Origin of the sequence: Dactylosporangium sp. CA-052675, assembly GCF_050947935.1 — a bacterium.
Classification (GTDB): Bacteria; Actinomycetota; Actinomycetes; order Mycobacteriales; family Micromonosporaceae; genus Dactylosporangium.
On the sequence record NZ_CP192010.1, the window covers coordinates 3,575,490 to 3,592,596 of the forward strand.

The 17,107-nt window shown below is 72.7% G+C and carries 17 protein-coding genes; 9 read left to right on the top strand and 8 right to left on the bottom strand.

Features of this window, described 5'->3' with window-relative positions; all coding sequences use genetic code 11:
* Positions 1-103: 103 nt before the first annotated feature.
* The 3 genes from ACQP1P_RS16275 to ACQP1P_RS16285 are packed head-to-tail and all read left to right on the top strand — an operon-like array spanning position 104 to position 2,030.
* Positions 104-1,237, top strand: a complete 1,134-nt coding sequence (locus tag ACQP1P_RS16275) for an RNA ligase RtcB family protein (protein WP_433087505.1) — start codon at positions 104-106, stop codon at positions 1,235-1,237.
* Positions 1,234-1,842, top strand: coding sequence for a peptide chain release factor H (gene prfH, locus ACQP1P_RS16280; protein WP_433087506.1), 609 nt, complete (start codon positions 1,234-1,236; stop codon positions 1,840-1,842). The genes ACQP1P_RS16275 and prfH overlap by 4 nt, the downstream gene beginning before the upstream one ends.
* A gap of 44 nt (positions 1,843-1,886) precedes the next feature.
* Positions 1,887-2,030: a hypothetical protein gene (locus tag ACQP1P_RS16285; RefSeq protein WP_433087507.1), complete on the top strand. Its 144-nt coding sequence runs from the start codon at positions 1,887-1,889 to the stop codon at positions 2,028-2,030.
* A 23-nt stretch (positions 2,031-2,053) separates the two neighbouring features.
* On the opposite strand, the gene ACQP1P_RS16290 is transcribed toward ACQP1P_RS16285, so the two are convergent.
* Positions 2,054-2,722: a hypothetical protein gene (locus ACQP1P_RS16290; protein ID WP_433087508.1), complete on the bottom strand. Its 669-nt coding sequence runs from the start codon at positions 2,720-2,722 to the stop codon at positions 2,054-2,056.
* An 82-nt stretch (positions 2,723-2,804) separates the two neighbouring features.
* On the opposite strand from ACQP1P_RS16290, the gene ACQP1P_RS16295 reads away from it, so the two are divergent.
* A complete protein-coding gene (locus ACQP1P_RS16295) occupies positions 2,805-4,451 on the top strand; it encodes a methyl-accepting chemotaxis protein (protein WP_433087509.1) in 1,647 nt (548 codons plus the stop codon).
* A gap of 281 nt (positions 4,452-4,732) precedes the next feature.
* Here the strand turns inward: ACQP1P_RS16295 and ACQP1P_RS16300 are convergent, their stop codons facing one another.
* Positions 4,733-5,266, bottom strand: a complete 534-nt coding sequence (locus ACQP1P_RS16300; RefSeq protein WP_433087510.1) for a DUF6114 domain-containing protein — start codon at positions 5,264-5,266, stop codon at positions 4,733-4,735.
* A gap of 6 nt (positions 5,267-5,272) precedes the next feature.
* A complete protein-coding gene (locus ACQP1P_RS16305; RefSeq protein ID WP_433087511.1) occupies positions 5,273-5,884 on the bottom strand; it encodes a DUF6230 family protein in 612 nt (203 codons plus the stop codon).
* Between the two features lie 146 nt (positions 5,885-6,030).
* Between ACQP1P_RS16305 and ACQP1P_RS16310 the strand changes: the two genes are divergently transcribed.
* Both ACQP1P_RS16310 and ACQP1P_RS16315 read left to right on the top strand, forming a co-directional pair.
* Complete coding sequence (locus tag ACQP1P_RS16310) at positions 6,031-6,861, top strand: hypothetical protein (RefSeq protein WP_433087512.1); 831 nt, start codon at positions 6,031-6,033, stop codon at positions 6,859-6,861.
* A gap of 10 nt (positions 6,862-6,871) precedes the next feature.
* Positions 6,872-7,540, top strand: coding sequence for a Tat pathway signal sequence domain protein (locus tag ACQP1P_RS16315; RefSeq protein WP_433087513.1), 669 nt, complete (start codon positions 6,872-6,874; stop codon positions 7,538-7,540).
* 119 nt (positions 7,541-7,659) lie between these two features.
* On the opposite strand, the gene ACQP1P_RS16320 is transcribed toward ACQP1P_RS16315, so the two are convergent.
* The 3 genes from ACQP1P_RS16320 to ACQP1P_RS16330 form a co-directional block, all read right to left on the bottom strand.
* Positions 7,660-8,769, bottom strand: a complete 1,110-nt coding sequence (locus ACQP1P_RS16320) for a serine hydrolase domain-containing protein (protein ID WP_433087514.1) — start codon at positions 8,767-8,769, stop codon at positions 7,660-7,662.
* 79 nt (positions 8,770-8,848) lie between these two features.
* The gene (locus ACQP1P_RS16325; RefSeq protein WP_433087515.1) at positions 8,849-9,667 is read right to left on the bottom strand and encodes a lysostaphin resistance A-like protein; all 819 of its coding nucleotides are present in this window, start codon (positions 9,665-9,667) and stop codon (positions 8,849-8,851) included.
* A gap of 595 nt (positions 9,668-10,262) precedes the next feature.
* Positions 10,263-10,721, bottom strand: coding sequence for a MarR family winged helix-turn-helix transcriptional regulator (locus ACQP1P_RS16330; protein ID WP_433087516.1), 459 nt, complete (start codon positions 10,719-10,721; stop codon positions 10,263-10,265).
* A gap of 63 nt (positions 10,722-10,784) precedes the next feature.
* Between ACQP1P_RS16330 and ACQP1P_RS16335 the strand changes: the two genes are divergently transcribed.
* On the top strand, positions 10,785-11,153 hold the full coding sequence (locus tag ACQP1P_RS16335; protein ID WP_433087517.1) for a VOC family protein: 369 nt from the start codon (positions 10,785-10,787) through the stop codon (positions 11,151-11,153).
* A 269-nt stretch (positions 11,154-11,422) separates the two neighbouring features.
* Here ACQP1P_RS16335 and ACQP1P_RS16340 read toward each other — a convergent pair whose 3' ends face one another.
* Complete coding sequence (locus ACQP1P_RS16340; protein WP_433087518.1) at positions 11,423-12,097, bottom strand: response regulator; 675 nt, start codon at positions 12,095-12,097, stop codon at positions 11,423-11,425.
* Between the two features lie 330 nt (positions 12,098-12,427).
* A complete protein-coding gene (locus ACQP1P_RS16345) occupies positions 12,428-14,416 on the bottom strand; it encodes a DUF7134 domain-containing protein (RefSeq protein ID WP_433087519.1) in 1,989 nt (662 codons plus the stop codon).
* Positions 14,417-14,443: 27 nt separating this feature from the next.
* On the opposite strand from ACQP1P_RS16345, the gene ACQP1P_RS16350 reads away from it, so the two are divergent.
* Entirely contained in the window at positions 14,444-15,886 is a 1,443-nt protein-coding gene (locus ACQP1P_RS16350) for a M28 family peptidase (RefSeq protein ID WP_433087520.1), read from the top strand.
* 186 nt (positions 15,887-16,072) lie between these two features.
* A complete protein-coding gene (locus ACQP1P_RS16355) occupies positions 16,073-17,065 on the top strand; it encodes a S66 family peptidase (RefSeq protein WP_433090017.1) in 993 nt (330 codons plus the stop codon).
* Positions 17,066-17,107 lie beyond the last annotated feature (42 nt).

Genomic DNA, 17,107 nt, shown 5'->3' on the forward strand with positions numbered 1-17,107 from the left:
GCCGCGGCGCCACCCGGGCGCGAGACTCGGGGCCATGACGTACTGACGGACCACCCCAGCCCCCTTCCTCCGTCCGTAGCGTCTCCCCGAAGGAACCCGCCAGTTGTCTGCCAGCGTTTCCCTGTTCGCGTCCGAGAACAGCTGGATCGAGTCCGACGCCGTCGCCCAGTGCCACCAGGTCGCCGCGCTCGACGGCATGGCGCACGTGGCCGCAATGCCCGACCTGCACCCCGGCAAGGGCGCGCCGATCGGCGCCGCCATGCGCTCGACCGTGCTGTACCCGTTCCTCGTCGGCTCCGACATCGGCTGCGGCATCGCCGTGTTCCCGATCGCGCTCAAGAAGGTGTCACCGGAGCGGCTCGCGGCCCGCTTCCCGGACCTCGACGTGCCGCTCGCGCCCGACCCCGACGACCCCGCGTGGGCGTTCGCGTCGGGCGGGCGGCCGGCTCCGGCCGGGTACACCGAGAGCCTCGGCACCGTCGGCCGCGGCAACCACTTCGTCGAGCTCGCCCGCGTCCAGTCCGTCGCGGACCCCGCGCACGCGCAGCGGCTCGGCCTCGACGCCGGCGACCTCGTGCTCATCGTGCACAGCGGGTCGCGCGGCCTCGGCGAGCGGATCCTGCGCGCGCACACCGAGGCGCACGGCGCCGGCCCCGCGGCCGACCCGCCCGCGTACCTCGCCGCGCACGACGACGCCGTGCGCTGGGGCTCGCTCAACCGGCGGCTGCTCGCGGCCCGGGTCACGCTCGCCCTCGGCGCCGAGCCCGCCGAGCCGATCGTCGAGCAGTGCCACAACCTCGTCGAGATCCGCGACGGGGACTACCTGCACCGCAAGGGCGCCGCGCCCGGCGACGGCCGCGACGTGCTCATCGCCGGCACCCGCGGCACGCCGTCCTACCTGGTGGCCGCGCACGCCGGGGCCGACGCGGGCTGGTCGGTCGCGCACGGCGCCGGACGCAAGATGTCCCGCGCCGACGCCCTGCGCCGCGGCCGGGCCAAGCACACCGTGGAGGAGCTGCGCCGCACCCCGGTCGGGTCCTATGTGGTCTGCGGCGACCGGCAGCTGCTGTTCGAGGAGGCGCCGAGCGCGTACAAGCGCATCGAGCAGGTGATCGCCGACCTCGTCGCGCACGGGCTGGCCACGCCGGTCGCGGTGACGGTACCCGTGGTCACCTACAAGACCGCGGAGCCCGAGCCGGCCCGCCGGGACAAGCGGCGCTCCTGGTCCCGGTCATGACGGTGTACCTGATGCTGTCCGCCGGCCGCGGCCCGCTGGAGTGCTCGTGGGCCGTGGCCGAGCTGGCCGCGCGCCTGGAGTCCGACGCGGCCCGGCGGGCGCTGCGCGTGCGCCGCGCCGAGAGCGTGCCCGGCGCGCGGCCGGGCACGCTGCGCTCGGTGGTGCTGGAGCTGGACGGCCCCGGCGCGCCGGCGTGCGCGGCGGCGTGGACGGGCACGCTGTGCTGGCAGGCGGCCAGCCCGTACCGGCCGAATCACGGGCGCAAGAACTGGTACGTGATCGCCCAGCGCTGCTCGCTCGACACCCCGCACACCGCGTTCGACGAGTCCGACGTGGACGTGGTGCCCTGCCGCACCGGAGGCCCCGGCGGCCAGCACCGCAACAAGGTCAGCACCGCGGTGCGGGCCACCCACCGCCCGACCGGCACCGTGGTCGTGGCCGACACCGAGCGCCAGTTCGGCCTGAACCGCCGCCTGGCCATGCGGCAGCTGCGCGAACGCCTCGAACGCGGCGACCGCGCCGCGGCCCAGGCCCTGACCACGGCCCGCTGGCACGTCCACGACGAGCTGATCCGCGGCGACCCGGTCCGCACCGAGCGCCCCTGAACCGTTGCCGCGGGCATGGAACGGGAAGGAACGCCGTCAAGGGCATGAGACTCAAGACCGTCGTCCTGCGCACCCTGCTCGCGTCCGCGCTCGCCACCGGCGCCGCGGCCCTGATCGACGCGGGCCCGGCCCACGCCCGCCCGTTGCCGATCTCCGAGACCTGCCCGACCTGCGTCCGCAACCCGTAGCCGGCGGCGAGGGGTGCGGGCGGTCACTGCTCGTCGAACTCCTCGTCGCCGCCCTCGATGTCGAGCAGCCCCAGGTGGATGCCGTCGACGTGGCGCAGGTAGCTGTCGCGGGGCGGGGCGAGCTCGTCGGACCACGTCACCGCGGTCGTCTCGCCCGGGCGCAGCAGCGGCTCCCGCAGCGGCGGGGCGGCCGCGGCCACCGCGGCCCAGTCGAGCTCGTACGTCCCGCCGGAGCCGGGCGGCGCCGGCAGGCCGCCGGCCTCGATCGCGGCCAGCGCCGCGGCGGGGTCGGTGTGCTGTTCGAGGAGGTGCGCGAAGACGCGCAGGGCGGTCATCGTCTCGTCGATGTCGCGGTGCACACGGTTGAACAGGTCGCGCAGCTCGCCCCGGCGGCCGCCCGCGAGCAGGGCCGCCGCGGCCCGGTCCAGGGCCTCCTCGCCGGTGCGCAGCAGCGGGCGCAGGTCCGTGCCGGCGACGAGCTCACCGGCCCGCACGGTCCACAGGTGCAGGATCGCGCCGTACCACAGCACGAGGTACGCCAGATGCTCGACATCGTAACGCTCCTCGAATGCGGCCCGGAGCCGGTCGACGGTGAGCGCGCCCCGCAGATCGCCCTGGCGGGCCCCGCCCGGGCTGACGGAGAACTCCAGGACGTGACAGCTCGCGCGCACGAGGTCCGGCTCGGGTTCCACATCGCCTATTTCATCAGACTAAACCCGGGGCGATGACGGCCGATGGTGCGAACATCCACTGCTTTCAGATAGGACGGCCACCGTGAGCTCCTCGCCGATCGAGGTGAACGTCCGGCGTAACGCGTTCGCCGGGTGGGTCGCCGACAGGCCCGTGAACGTCAAGAATCTCATCGGCGTGACCGTGGTGGCCCTCGTCGCCATCGGCGTCGGTGTGCTGTCCATCGTGAGCATGGGCCGGATCAACGACCGGCTCGAGCGCCTGCAGGCCGAGCACCTCGAGAGCGTGGCGCAGCTGGTGGTGATCCGCCAGGGCGTCGCCGAGAACTACCGGGCCCAGTCGCTGTTCGGGTGGGCCGCCTACGATCCGACGCTCGGCCCGCGCGCCCAGCAGGCCCGCAGCAACGGCGACGCGCTCATCGACAAGGCGCTGCAGACGTACCGGACGCTGACCGTCTCGTCCGCGCCGCGCGCCGCGGCCGTGGACAAGTTCGCGACCGCCTGGGCCGACTACGCGAACCTGCGCAACGTGGTGGTGTTCCAGGATCAGCCCAAGGCCGGCACGACGGTCACGAGCGACGCGGCCGAGCGCAACCGGCTGTGGCAGAGCCTCGAGGCGCAGATGAACGACTCCCTGGCGCAGCTGCAGCAGCTGGAGAACTCCGAGGCGTCGAGCGAGGCGGCCGCGGCGCTCAACTCCTACCACACCTCGCGCAACTGGACGATCGGCTCGCTCGTCGCCGGGCTCGTCGTCGCCTTCGCGATCGTCGGGCTCATCGGCCGGCGCATGAACCGCCAGCTGCAGTCGGTCTCGGCCACGCTGCGGGCCGCGGCCGACGGTGACCTCACGAAGCGCGCCGAGGTGCACTCCCGCGACGAGCTCGGGGCCATGGCGGTGGCCGTGAACCAGGCGAATGAGGGCATCGGCCGTACCGTCGACACGCTCGCGACCGCCGCGCGCACCCTGGGCGCGAGCACCCAGCGGCTCACCGGCGTCACCGCGCGCATCGGCGACAGCGCGCAGGCGGCCGCGTCCCGGGCCAACGTCGTGGCCGGCGACGCGGGCACCGTGTCGCACAACGTGCAGACCCTCGCCGCGGGCTCGCAGGAGATGGGCGCCTCGATCCGCGAGATCGCCCAGAACGCCAACGACGCCGCCCGGGTCGCCTCCGAGGCGGTGGGCGTGGCCGAGATGACCAACCAGACCGTGTCCAAGCTCGGCGACTCCAGCACCGAGATCGGCAACGTCGTCAAGGTGATCACCTCGATCGCCGAGCAGACGAACCTTCTCGCGCTCAACGCCACCATCGAGGCGGCCCGCGCGGGCGCGGCCGGCAAGGGGTTCGCGGTCGTCGCGAGCGAGGTGAAGGACCTGGCGCAGGAGACGGCCCGGGCGACCGAGGACATCTCCCGCCGCGTGGAGGCGATCCAGTCCGACACCGCCAACGCCGTCGACGCGATCGGCGAGATCAGCCGGATCATCGCGCGGATCAACGACTACCAGCTCACCATCGCCTCGGCGGTGGAGGAGCAGACCGCGACGACGGGCGAGATGAGCCGCAGCGTCGGCGACGCGGCGCACGGCGCGACGAACATCGCGGGCAACATCGCCGGCGTGGCCGAGGCGGCCCAGTCGACCACCTCGACACTGTCCGAAGTGGACCAGACGGTGGCCGAGCTGAACCGGGTCGCGAGCGATCTGCAGGCGGCGGTGGGCCGGTTCCGGGTCTGATCCCCGGCCGGCGCGATGGCCGGTTGACACCGTCGTTCGTCGCGGTCTATGTTCCGGCTCCCACTTCCCACGGGGCAGGAGACCGCGATGGCGGCCGCACTGGAAACCGCACCGGGTTCTTCGTCGGGGCCGCGCGCCGGACGGGGGCGCGGGCCGGCCCGGGTCTTCGCCGCCCTCACCATGGCCGCACTCGGTGCCGCGCTCGGCGCCTGGCTGGGCTGGCGCGGCGCGCCGGCCCTGCCGTCCGACGCGCTGCCCTGGTCGCGGGCCTGGTGCTGCTACTACCCGGCACCGTCCTCACGACCGGCGACCTGGTCTTCGACCGCACGCTCCCGGCCGACGTCACGCCACCGGCCCTGTGGGGCGGCTACCTGTTCTTCGGTGTCCGCCTGCTCACCACCGCCGGCGTGCTCCTGCTCGCCGCCGCGCTGCCCCTGAGCCGCCTGCGCGCCCGTCGCTGAGGACGGCGCCGGCCCGGGCTGCCACGAGAACGCCAGGCAGCCGCCGACCACGCCCAGCAGCAGGCCGACCAGGAAACCGCCGAGATTGGACGTGACCCAGGACACGAGCGCCATGACGAGCGCGAGCACCGAGTAGAACGTGCGGTTGGCGGGGCTGTACCACAGCAGGATCCCGCACAGCAGCATGACGATCGGCACCAGGAACCCGGCGAGGCCCTGCACGCCCACGTGGACGACCACGGGCAGCGGGGCCTTCACCGTCAGGAAGATCCACACCGCGGAGGCGACGACGAACAGCCCGCCCCAGAAGGGCCGGGTGCGCCGCCACCGCCGGAAGGAGCGCCGGAAGCCCATCGCGACTCAGCAGCCGTCGCCGAAGCCCATGCGCAGGTTCGGCAGGTTGAACGTCGCGGCCGTGGTCGCGTAGTTGTTCTGCCGCAGGTGCTTGATGCTCACCGTCTCGGCCTGCTGGCCGAAGATGCCGATCCCGCCGGTCGCGCCCGGCACCCGGGTCAGCGTGCTCGCGTCCTGGCCGATGTCGATCGACGTGAACGACGCGTCGCCGCTGATGAGGTCCGAGTCGACGATGAGCTTCGTGGCGGTGACCGGGTGCTCGGCGCTGCCCGCGGTCAGGCGCAGGTTGGTGCCGCCGAGGTTGATGCTCTGGCACAGGTTCGTGAGCTTCGCGTTGTCCACCGCCGACACGATGAGGATCAGCTGGCCGCCGGTGTCGCCCTCGTTCGGGCTGCCCGGCTCCATCTGGTCGAGCACCGCGTACTGCTCGAAGCCGGTGCCCTGCAGCTCGTCGGCGGTGACCACGAACGGCATCCCGGAGACCGAGAACGACGCCGCGATGACCCCCTGCCCGGTGAGCACGACGAGCCCGGTCGTGACCGCGGCGGATATGCCCATCATCAACGCGAACCGGCGCCAGCGGGTCTGGCCCAGCGGCTGCTCCTGCGTGTCGGACATCGCGACTCCTCCCAGGTGACGGCCTGTGTACGGGGAAGTTACCCGCGGGTATCGATGGCGGTCAACCAGTACGGCGGAGATTTCATCAATTGAAAACTCTCACGGTTTCTGACTCTGGATCAATAGATCTGCGCCAATGTGCTGGCATGTGGAAGCAATGTCTGGCCGGGGTGGTCGCGCTCGCGATCCTGCTGCCCGGCCCGCCGGCGGCCGCCGCCCGGCCGTCCGGCATCTACGCCGGGATGGACCAGTGCCCGCTGGCCGCGCCCGCGCTGCGCGATCCCGGCAACCTGCAGGTCGGCTGCGTCGTCTCCGTGACCCGCGGCGGCAGCTTCACCATCGGCTCCACCACCGTCGCGCTCACCTCGCCGATCACGCTGCAGTTCGGCGTGTACTGGCCGGCGAGCGCCCCCGTCGTCTCGTTCCCGGACGGGACCGAGGCCAACGTGTTCAGCACCGTGCCGCCGGCGAACGGCAAGGTGCTCACCTCGTCGCCGCTGCAGGTGCCCATCCCCGGGCTCGCGAACTTCCTGCCCGGCGTCACGAGCGTCTTCGCCCAGGTCGAGACGGCCGGCCCGATCACCGAGTTCGTCCCGCTGGCCATCGGCGAGCCCTACCCCGTGTTCAACCTGCCGATCCGCCTGCACCTGTACAACGCGCTGTTCGGGCTGCGCTGCACCATCGGCCCGATCGCGCTGCGGCCCGTCATCACCGACCCCGGCACCGTCGACCTCGCGGCCGACCCCAACGGCTTCGACGCGTCCGTGGTCTCGTTCACCGGCGCCCGCCTCGCCGACGACGGCCTCGCCGTGCCCGTCGCCAGCGGCTGCGGGCTGGGCGGATCGCTCGACCGGATCATCGACGCGGTGTTCGGGCTGCCGTCCGCCGCCGGGCACAACGCGCTCGTGTTCAGCCCCACGAACACCTCCCTGGCCGTCGACTCGAGCATCGACGACCTCACGAAGGCCATGTCTTGAGGAGGCCCCCATGCACAAGACCCGCACGCGCCTGACCGCACTCTGCGCCGCACTCGCGGCCGTGCTCGCCGCCACGCCCGCCTACGCCGACACCGTGGACGTGCTGACGTACGGCTCGGCCGGCGGCACCAACGTCACCGACGGCGACGCGTTGACCGCCCCGATCAAGGCCGGCACGCTGGCCACCTTCTCCGCGACGCCCGGCAGCACGAGCCTCATCAAGTGCGCCGACTCGGCCTTCGGCGCGACCGTGGTGTCCAACGTGGCCGCCGCGGGCACCGCGAAGGAGTCGCTGACGCTGCAGAGCTTCGGCACTTGCACCCCGGTGGGCATCCCGGCCGTGTCCGGCGTGCAGTCGATCGTCGTGGACAACCTGCCGTACGCGACCACGGTCGACTCGGCCGGCGCCGTGCTCGTGACCGGCACGGCCGCGGCCCCGATCCAGACCACGATCAAGCTGAAGTCCGCGCTGGGCACGGTGACGTGTGTGTACCGCGCGGACGCCGATCTCGTCTCGGGCGTGGCCTCGAACGCCGACCAGTCGATCACGTTCACGAACCAGAAGTTCAACCGGTTCTCCGGCCCGTCGGCGTGCTTCCCCAACGGCTACTTCACCGCGAGCTACGGCCCGGTGGCCGACACCTCGGTCGCGGGTTCGCCGTTGGTGTACGTCAACTGAGCCTCCGACCGGGACGCAACCGCCCCGGCGGATGGATGTCACCCGGGCGGCGTGTCGTGCCGGCGTGTCGGTGCCGGTTCACCCGGACGCCGGCCGGCTGCTGATCGAGGGGAGGCGCCTCAGATGAGCTTCTGGGCCTCCCACATCGCCATCAGCAGGCCGAAGCCGCGCGTGTCGCCCGCGCCCGCGAGCCGGTTCGGCACATACGTGAACGTGGTCCGGGCGTCGAGGTCCGCGAGGGCGATCGACCCGCCGAGGCCGCCCCAGTAGAGCGTGTTCGGGTTCGGCATCATCCCGCCGACGGCGAAGCCGAGCCCGAACCGCACCGGCATCGACAGCACCAGGTCCGTGCCCTCGACCTGGACCTCGAGCGCCCGGCGGGCCCCGGCCCCGGACAGCAGGCGCCGGCCCCCGGCCTCGCCGCCGCACGCGAGCACGGCGAGGACGTTGGCGACCGCCCGCGCGTTGCCGGTGCCGTTGCCGGCCGGGATCTCCGCCGCGCGCCACGCCCGGCTGTTGGCGTCGTCCACCCCGAGTTCGGGGACGGCCGCGTTGGCCTGCAGCGGCGTCGGGTCGGCGAACGGCATCGTGCTGCCCCCGACCGGCGGGACGAGCTCGGCCACGCGGGGCTCCTCGGACTCGGGCAGCCCGATGTGGAAGTCGGCGTTGAGCGGTACCGCCACCTCTTCGCGAAACAGCGTGCCCAGCGAGCGCCCGGTGATCCGGCGGAGGACCTCGCCGACGAGGAAGCCCTGCGTGATCACGTGGTAGCCGCTGGCCGTGCCCGGCGCCCAGAAGGGCTCCTGCGCGGCGAGCAGCCCCGTCACCCTCTCCCAGTCGTAGAGGTCCTCGACGGTGACCGGCTCGGCCCAGCCGGACAGGCCCGACGAGTGGCTCAGCAGGTGCGCGACGGTGACCGCGTCCTTGCCGGCGGCCGCGAACTCGGGCCAGTACCGCGACACCGGCGCGGTCACGTCGAGCGCCCCGCGGTCGGCGACCAGCAGCGCCGTCAGCGCCGTCATGGTCTTCGTGACCGAGTACACGTTGAGGATGGTGTCCCGTTGCCACGGACGCGTCCGGGCCGCGTCGGCGTGCCCGCCCCACAGATCGACCACCGTCTCGCCGTCGACGGTGATGCACACCGACGCGCCGACCTCGGCATCGCTCGCGAGACCCTGTTCGAACACCGCGCCCACGGGCGCGAACCGCTCATCCACGAATCCCTGCACGGCGCGCAGTATCCGGCCGCGGCCGGTGCTGCCGCCACCGAATATCACGCTCCGATGGCATTGATCACGCTCGGCAACCCTAGCCTCGGGCCGCCGCCGCCAGCCGCCCGGTCCGCGCCGCCCACACGATCAGCACCAGCGCCGGGACCGTGATGACCACCAGCGTCACGACGCTCGCCTCCGGCCCGAACTCCCCGCCGGTGAGCCACCGCGGCCCGGACAGCGTGGTGCGCCACAGCGCGTGCGACGCGTCCTCGCCCGAGGAGTGCACCCCGAAGACCCCGGCCTGCACCGTGTTCCAGGCGAAGTGGAAGCCGATCGTGAGCCACAGCGAGCGGGTGAAGAGGTACAGGGCGCCGAAGAGCAGCCCGCCGGTGAGCACGATGCTGAGCACCGCCGGGACGGTGGCGTTGGCGTTGACGAGGTGCATGGCGCCGAAGAGCAGCGACGAGACGACCAGCGCCACCCAGCCGCCGAACCGCTCGGCCAGCATCCTCGTCAGCACGCCCCGGAACACGATCTCCTCGTTGACGGCGACGACGGCCATGACGCCGGCGGTGATCGCCAGGCCCTGGGCGGAGTCGCGGGTCTGCGTGTCCCAGCCGCCGAGCAGCCGGATGGCGAGCATGACGAGCCCGAACGCGGCGGCGCCGAGCAGGAGGCCGGGCAGCAGCCAGCGCGCCGCGTTGGCGGGGGACACCTCCTCGGCGCTCGGGCGGCGCTCGATCCAGCGGCTGAGCAGGGCGTAGCCGAGTACGGCGGCGATCGCGCCCGTGAAGCCCGCGGAGACCACCCAGGTGAGGTCGTCGGCCCGCGCGGCGGTGACGCCTTCGGTCGCGGCGAGGAGCACGAGGGTGCCGATGAGCATGAGGGGGAATCGCACTGCAAACCTGGACATGACGAGCAAGATAGGGATCGATCAGGCGGTAAACGTCCCTCCGGTGGGGACATTCGGTGTGGCTCGCGCGGGGGACAACGGCGTGGTCACGCTGCGCAGCGAACGCTCTGCCCGCCGCCCGCTCTCGCCGAGGAGGGCTGCACGGGCGACCTGGACGTGCTGGACCGCACCCCGGGCTTCATCCGTCCCGCCCTTTGGGGACATGCAGTGTGGCTCTCGCGGGGGACGGCGGCGTGGTCACACTGCGCGGCGATCGCTTTGTCCGTCGCCCACCCGTCCCGCCCTTGCGGGGACATGCAGTGTGGCTTTCGCGGGGGACGGCGGCGTGGTCACACTGCGCGGCGATCGCTTTGTCCGTCGCCCACCCGCCGCCCGCTCGCCGTGCGGCCCAGTGGCTCGGTCCCGCCGCGTGGTTGGCCACGGCCGCTTCCGGATGCGCGAGTGCGTTCCTGCGCGAGTGCGTTCCTGCGCGAGTGCTCAGCCGACGGTGTCCGTGAACGCGCGGTTGACGGTGTGTGCGGTCGCGCTCGCGCGGACTGCTGTGCTCGGCCGCACTCCTTGTCCGGGCGTGGCGAGACGTGCGCCGGCGGACGAGCTATGCGCCGTTGTCGCCCTCGCGCAGGGAGCGCACCATGCTCTGCAGGAGCCGGAACGCGTCTGCCTGCTCGGCCCCGGTCATGCCGGCCAGCATCCTGACCTCGACGGACCGGACCGCCACGGTCGCCTGCTCCAGGGCACGCCGGCCGCGAGGCGTGAGCCGCGTGGGAAGCACCTTCCCGACGGGCGCCTCCGCGGGCCTGGTCACGAAGCCCTCTCGCTCCAGGGCCTGGAGCAGCACGTTCATCGACTGCCGCGTCACGAACGCGCCCCGCGCGAGCTCGGAGTTCGACAGGCCCGGCCGCTGCGCCAGCAACTCGAGGCAGGAGTAGCGAGTGACGCTCATCCCGAGCGGCCGGAGCACCTCCTCCATGGCCGCACGCAGGGCGCTGGACGCCTCTTTCAGCAGGTAGCCCAGTGACTTGTCGAGATCGACGCCGGCACCCTCTGGACCCATGTCAGCATTCTGACATACACTCGGCCGTGTCAGTAAACTGACACGAGGACGAGGAGTATCACCATGCCCGCAACCGGCCCCGACTTCATCTCGCTCCAGGCGCGCGACCTCGCCGCTTCGCAGGCGTTCTACGAGCGGTACCTCGGCCTCGTCCGCTCGCAGTCCGGACCGCCGCACGCCGTGGTCTTCGAGACGAGGCCGATCGCGTTCGCGCTGCGCGACGTCGTACCCGGCACCGATCTCGCATCCGTCGCCCAGCCCGGCATCGGCGCCGCGATCTGGCTGCACGCCACCGACGTCCAGGCCATTCACGACGCTCTAGCCGCGGGCGGTCACACCATCGTCTCCGCACCGATCGACGGCCCGTTCGGTCGGACGTTCACCTTCGCCGACCCCGACGGCTACCGGATCACGCTGCACGACCGCGCCTGACGGGCCGGACGACATCGTTGCCCGAAGCCTGCTCTTTGTTGCGCGAGAAGCCGGGCGACACGCGCGTCTGTCGGCGCGTGCCCGGACGCGAGCATGCGCGGAGCGCTCGGTGCTGGTGAGCGCAGGCGTGCCGTGGGCCGTCGGGCGCGGCCCTGCATGGGCAGCTCTCCGGTCGGCTTGGCACGGCGGCCCGGCCTGGCGTGGCGGCTTGGCGTGGCGAGTCGGCACGGCGAGTTGGGACGGCGAGCTGGCAGGGGACGGGCTGCCGGTCATGCTTCGGGGCGGACAAGTCCAGTCTGGAACGCGTACACGACGGCGTGCACGCGGTCGCGGAGGTCAAGCTTCGTGAGGATCCGGGAGACGTACGTCTTCACGGTCTCCTGACTCAGCATCAGCTCGGCCGCGATCTCGGCGTTGTTCATCCCGCGCGCGATGAGCGTCAGCACCTCGGTCTCGCGCGGCGCGAGCGCGGCGGCCGGCCCGGGCGCGCTCTCGGCCGGCCGAATCCGCGAGCCGAAGTGACCGATCAGCCGCCGGGTGACGGTGGGGGAGACGAGCGCTTCCCCGCCCGCGACCGTGCGCACCGCGGCGATCAACTCGGCCGGCTGCGCATCCTTGAGCAGGAACCCTGTCGCCCCCGCGCGCAGAGCCCGGTACACGTATTCGTCCAGGTTGAACGTCGTGACCACGAGCACCTTGAGCGGTTCGGCGACATCGGGTCCCGCGAGTCGCCGGGTGGCCTCGATCCCGTCGAGTACGGGCATGCGAATGTCCATGAGCACGACATCGGGCCGCAGCTCCCGGGCGAGACGGACGGCCTGCTCCCCGTCCGCGGCGACCCCGGCGACGGCGAAACCGGCCTGGAGCCCGAAGATCGTGGCGTACGCGGTGCGGATCAACGCCTGATCATCGCAAACCAGAATGCGCACCGGCGCGCTGCTCATTCGCGCACCCCATCCAAGTGCGTATCCGTTCCGCTCACATGCATGCCGTCCGTTCGCTGGTCAAAGTCCCCGCGCCCATCGCACCCGCTCGAATCCGATCCGTCCGGTCGTTCGCTCATCCACGCGCCGCTGTCGGTTCGGTCGGCCGAGTGTTGTTCGTTCGCTCGTCTCCGGCTGCGCATTGCCGCTCATCCACGCGCCGCTGTCGGTTCGCTCGGCCGAGTGTTGTTCGTTCGCTCGTCTGCGGCTGCGCATTGCCGCTCGGCGGTGTGCTGTCGGTTCGCTCGGCCGTGTGTTGCTCGTTCGCGCACCCGTGCGCGTTGCGTCCGCTCATGTGCGCACGCCGGTCGGGATGGACGCGCGGATCAGGAAGCCTCCCGTGGGGGTCGGCCCGGCCTCGAAGTCGCCCCCGAACACGCTCACCCGTTCGTGCAGGCCGGCCAGGCCGCGACCCGTTCGCGTCGCGCCGCCGTCCACGACCGTGGAGCCGTCCGTGTGCACCTCCACGGCGACTCGGTCGTCCGAGTGCGCGATTCGCACGCGAGTGGGCCGGCCGTGCGCATACTTCACCGCGTTGGTGAGCGATTCCTGCACAACCCGGTACACGGTGAGATCGACCCCGCCGCCGGCCGGGCGTGCGATGCCCTCCTCGCGCCAGTCGACGGGCTGGCCGAGTGTGCGCGTTCGCTCGACCAGGTCCGCGATGCGCCCGACGACCGGGCGGGTGCTCGGGTCGTTCTGGTCCGCGTCGAGTACGCGCAGGAGGTGCCGCAGCTCGACGAGCGCCTGGCGTCCGGTGCCGGCCACCGCGGCCAAGCTGTCGCCGACGAGTGCCAGACCGTCGTGGGCCAACGGAAGGCCGCTCTCGCCGAGCACCGGATCGTCCTTGGCGATCGGGCGGCCGCCGTTGGTGGGTGCCCGATCGTGGTCACCGAGCGTCGGGCTGGCGGTGGCCGGACGGTCATGGCCAGCGAGCGTCGGGCCGTTGGTGCGTGCGCGATGGTGGTCGGTAAGCGTCGGGCCGGCGGTGGCCGGACGATCGTGGTCGGTGAGCGTCGGGTCGGTGGTGGCCGGACGATCGTGGTCGGTGAGCGTCGGGTCGGTGGCGGGCGGACGATCGTGGTCGGCGAGCGTCGGGCCGGTGGCGGCCGGTGCAGATCCGCGGCCGGCGATGGTCTGCCCGCTGCCGGTGACTGCCTGGCCGCTACCAAGGTGCGCGGCAACGTGGTCCGTGCGAGGCGCGCCGTGGTCGGGTGCCTGGCCGTTGCTGGCTCGCGGAGGGCTGCCGTCGGTGTGGGCGGCAGCGTTGTCGGTGGGTGCCGAGCGGTCCCGGGCCGGGGACGTGGAGGCGTCGGGGGCCATCGCTGCCGTTCCGACGTCGGGGGCCATCGCTGCCGTTCCGACGTCGAGCGCCATCGCTGCCGTGCCGATGTCGAGCGCCATCGCTGCCGCGTCGGCCTGAAGAACCATCGCGGTCACGTGGTGTGTCACGACGTCGTGGAGTTCGCGGGCGATCACCGACCGTTCCGCCGCGGCGGCGAGGGCCATGCTGTCCCGGCGGTGCTGCTCCGCCGCTTCGCGCTGGCGGCGCATCCAGCGGCCGGCCAGCCAGAACGCGGCCAGCAGGGCGCCGAACTCCGCGTACTGCACGACGTTCTGACCCGAGCCCATCCGGTGCAGCAGCACCGCGAGCCCGGCGTAGGCGACGGTGAGCACGACCGGTAGCACGGCGCGGCGGCGGGATTGGTGGGCGCCCAGGGCGTACAGGGCGAATGGGAAGCCGAGCGTCGCCGCCGAGTGGGCGTAGCCGAGGCACTGGTAGAGGCCGAAGGGTACCGCCGTGAGCACCGTGCACGCGGCCGGCCAGCGCCGCCGGATCGCCAGCGGCGCGCAGAGGGCGACGACCAGGAACCAGCCGAGCGCGTCCAGGGGCCGGTCGGGGAACTCCGGAAGGTCGGCGCCGATGCCGGACATCCCGGGCACGAGCGCCATCACGAGCAGGCCGCCGGCGCCGACCGGGTCCGGCAGCCGCTCCCACCAACGCGTCATGGGCGGAGCATAGCCAGCCGTCGAGGTGCGGCCGCCCGCCGACGTCCGAGACCCATCCCGCGCCGAGTGAGCGGCCCGCGCCGAGCGGCGGCCCGCGCCGAGCGGCGGCCCGCGCCGAGCGGCGGCCCGCGCCGAGCGGCGGCCCGCGCCGGGGGTGAATCGCTCCAGGTGGCGACTCGCGCCGAGGCCGGGACGCCCGCAGTGTCCGAGCGGCCGATGCGGGCCGTCGCGGTATGGCCCGGACGATATGCAACCGGCTCTTGATCGCACATATTCAAATATGCGAATGTGCACGCCATGCTACCCAGACCCGCGGCGCTGACACTGATCGTGTCCGCCTCGCTCCTGCTGGCCGGTGCCGGCCTGGCCATCCCGGCCGCCGCCGCGCCTCCGGTGACCCTCACCCCCGCCCTCGCCGCGGCGCCCGACATCGCCGTCGCCAACGTGCAGGCCCACCTGACCCAGCTCAACACGATCGCGTCGAGCAACGGCGGCACCCGCCGCTCGGGCACCGCCGGCTACACCGCGTCGGTCGCCTACATCAAGGGCAAGCTGCAGGCCGCCGGATACACGGTCGCCGAGCAGACGTGCACCAGCTGCACGTACCGTGCGAACAACCTCATCGCCGACTGGCCGGGCGGGCCGTCGGACCAGATCACCATGCTCGGCGCGCATCTCGACAGCGTGGCCGCCGGGCCGGGGATCAACGACAACGGCTCGGGCTCCGCGACGCTGCTGGAGAACGCGCTGGTCCTGGCCCAGCAGAACCCCACGATGAGCCGCCACGTCCGGTTCGCCTGGTGGGCGGGGGAGGAGCAGGGCCTGCAGGGCTCCGCGTTCTACGCCAACGCGCTGAGCACCACCCAGCGCGGCCAGATCAAGGCGTACTACAACTTCGACATGGTCGGCTCGCCCAACGGCGGCTACTTCATCAACCACATCACGTCGGCGGCGGCCGCGCCGATGAAGGCGTACTGGGACTCGCTGGGCCTGCAGCCGGAGGAGAACACCGAGGGCGCCGGGCGCTCCGACGACTACTCCTTCGAGCGCGTGGGCATCCCGACGTCGGGCTACGCCGCGGGCGCCAGCGCCAAGAAGACCTCCGCGCAGGCCTCGAAGTGGGGCGGCACCGCCAACAGCGCCTACGACTCCTGCTACCACCAGGCCTGCGACACGACCGCCAACATCAACGCCACCGTGCTCAACCGCGCCGCCGACGGGGTCGCGTCAACGATCTGGGCCACCTCGGTGGGCGGCACCACGACGCCGCCGCCGACCGGCTGCACCGGGGCGCAGCTGCTGACCAACCCCGGCTTCGAGTCGGGCGCGACGGGCTGGACGGGCACGACGGGCGCGATCGGGCAGTGGTCCTCGCAGGGCCAGGCCGCGCACGGCGGGACCTACAGCGCGTGGCTGCTCGGGTACGGCTCCACGCACACCGAGAGCATCTCGCAGTCGGTGACCATCCCGGCCGGCTGCTCGGCGACGCTGACGTTCTGGGTGCACGTCGACTCCGCGGAGACCACGACCACGACGGCCTACGACAAGCTGACCGTCACCGCGGGCTCCATCACCCTGGCCACCCTGTCGAACCTGAACAAGGCGACCGGGTACACCCAGAAGTCCTACAGCCTGTCAGCCTTCGCGGGCCAGAGCGTCACGCTCAAGTTCACCGGCACCGAGGACTCCTCGCTGCAGACCTCGTTCGTCCTCGACGACGCCGCCGTCACGGTGAGCTGACCACCGACCGGCGGGCGGGACCGGCCCCGGACCGGTCCCGCCCGCCTCCGCCGCCCACCGCGACCCGCGCTCGGTGGAGGTCCTCGTCGCCGCCTGATTGACGAACGCCGTCATGGCGCCGAGGCTGGCGGGGTGGACGCGTTGGTCCGGCCCCCGAAGGCCCGCCCCGGTGACCGCATCGCGGTGCTGTCGCCGTCCTTCGCCGCGCCCGGGCTCTTCCCGGCCGTGCACGAGCGGGCGATGGACCGGCTCGCCGAGGTCACCGGGCTGGTGCCGGTGGAGTACCCGACCACGCGCCGGGTCGGCGCATCACCCGAGGACCGCGCGGCCGACGTCAACGCGGCGTTCGCGGACCCGTCGATCCGCGCCATCATCGCGACCGTCGGTGGCGAGGACCAGATCACCGTCGTACCGCACCTCGACCCCGCCCTCGCCCGCGCCGACCCGAAGCCGTTCCTCGGCACGAGCGACAACACCAACCTGCACCACTGGCTGTGGGCCAACGGCATCGCGAGCTTCTACGGCGGCTCCACCCAGGTCCACCTCGGCCCCGGCCCGGCCGTCGACGACGTGCACGCCCGCTCGCTGCGGGCGGCGCTGCTCACCGGCGGACGCCTGGAGATCACCGACCCGGGGACGTCCGAGGACGTCGGCGTCGACTGGAGCGACCCGCGGGCGCTGACGTCGTACGGCGAGCGCGCCCCCACCGAACCCTGGAGCTGGCACGGCCCGGCGCGCACGGTGACCGGCCGCACCTGGGGCGGCTGCCTGGAGGTGATCGAGTGGGTGCTCACCGCCGGCCGGTTCCCCTTCCCGCCCGCCGCCCTCGACGGTGGCGTCATGCTCCTGGAGACCTCCGAGGAGCTGCTTCCGGCCCGCAACGTGGCCTGGATCGTGCGCGCCCTCGGGGAGCGGGGCCTGCTGGCGGCGGTCTCGGCGGTCCTGCTGGCCCGCCCGCCGGTCTCGGACCTCACCCGCCGCCCGGCTCCGGCCGAACGGGCGCGCTTGCGAGCCGCCCAGCGCGACGCGGTCCTGGCCGAGGTGGCCCGCTACAACCCGGAGGCGGTCTTCGTGTCCGGCATCCCCTTCGGCCACACGAGGCCGCAATGGCTCCTCCCGCACGGCGGCGAGGTCACGGTCGACGGTGCCGAGCGGCGCGTGTACGCCGACTTCGGCTAGGACCGCATGCCGTGAACGCAAGCGAACGTGACCGGAGTAACG

Coding starts and splice junctions, on each gene's coding strand:
- ACQP1P_RS16340 (WP_433087518.1), bottom strand. CDS start 12,097: ATGAGCAGCGCGCCGGTGCGCATTCTGGTTTGCGATGATCAGGCGTTG.
- ACQP1P_RS16305 (WP_433087511.1), bottom strand. CDS start 5,884: ATGTCCGACACGCAGGAGCAGCCGCTGGGCCAGACCCGCTGGCGCCGG.
- ACQP1P_RS16350 (WP_433087520.1), top strand. CDS start 14,444: ATGCTACCCAGACCCGCGGCGCTGACACTGATCGTGTCCGCCTCGCTC.
- prfH (WP_433087506.1), top strand. CDS start 1,234: ATGACGGTGTACCTGATGCTGTCCGCCGGCCGCGGCCCGCTGGAGTGC.
- ACQP1P_RS16325 (WP_433087515.1), bottom strand. CDS start 9,667: ATGTCCAGGTTTGCAGTGCGATTCCCCCTCATGCTCATCGGCACCCTC.
- ACQP1P_RS16330 (WP_433087516.1), bottom strand. CDS start 10,721: ATGGGTCCAGAGGGTGCCGGCGTCGATCTCGACAAGTCACTGGGCTAC.
- ACQP1P_RS16310 (WP_433087512.1), top strand. CDS start 6,031: ATGTGGAAGCAATGTCTGGCCGGGGTGGTCGCGCTCGCGATCCTGCTG.
- ACQP1P_RS16300 (WP_433087510.1), bottom strand. CDS start 5,266: ATGGGCTTCCGGCGCTCCTTCCGGCGGTGGCGGCGCACCCGGCCCTTC.
- ACQP1P_RS16315 (WP_433087513.1), top strand. CDS start 6,872: ATGCACAAGACCCGCACGCGCCTGACCGCACTCTGCGCCGCACTCGCG.
- ACQP1P_RS16335 (WP_433087517.1), top strand. CDS start 10,785: ATGCCCGCAACCGGCCCCGACTTCATCTCGCTCCAGGCGCGCGACCTC.
- ACQP1P_RS16285 (WP_433087507.1), top strand. CDS start 1,887: ATGAGACTCAAGACCGTCGTCCTGCGCACCCTGCTCGCGTCCGCGCTC.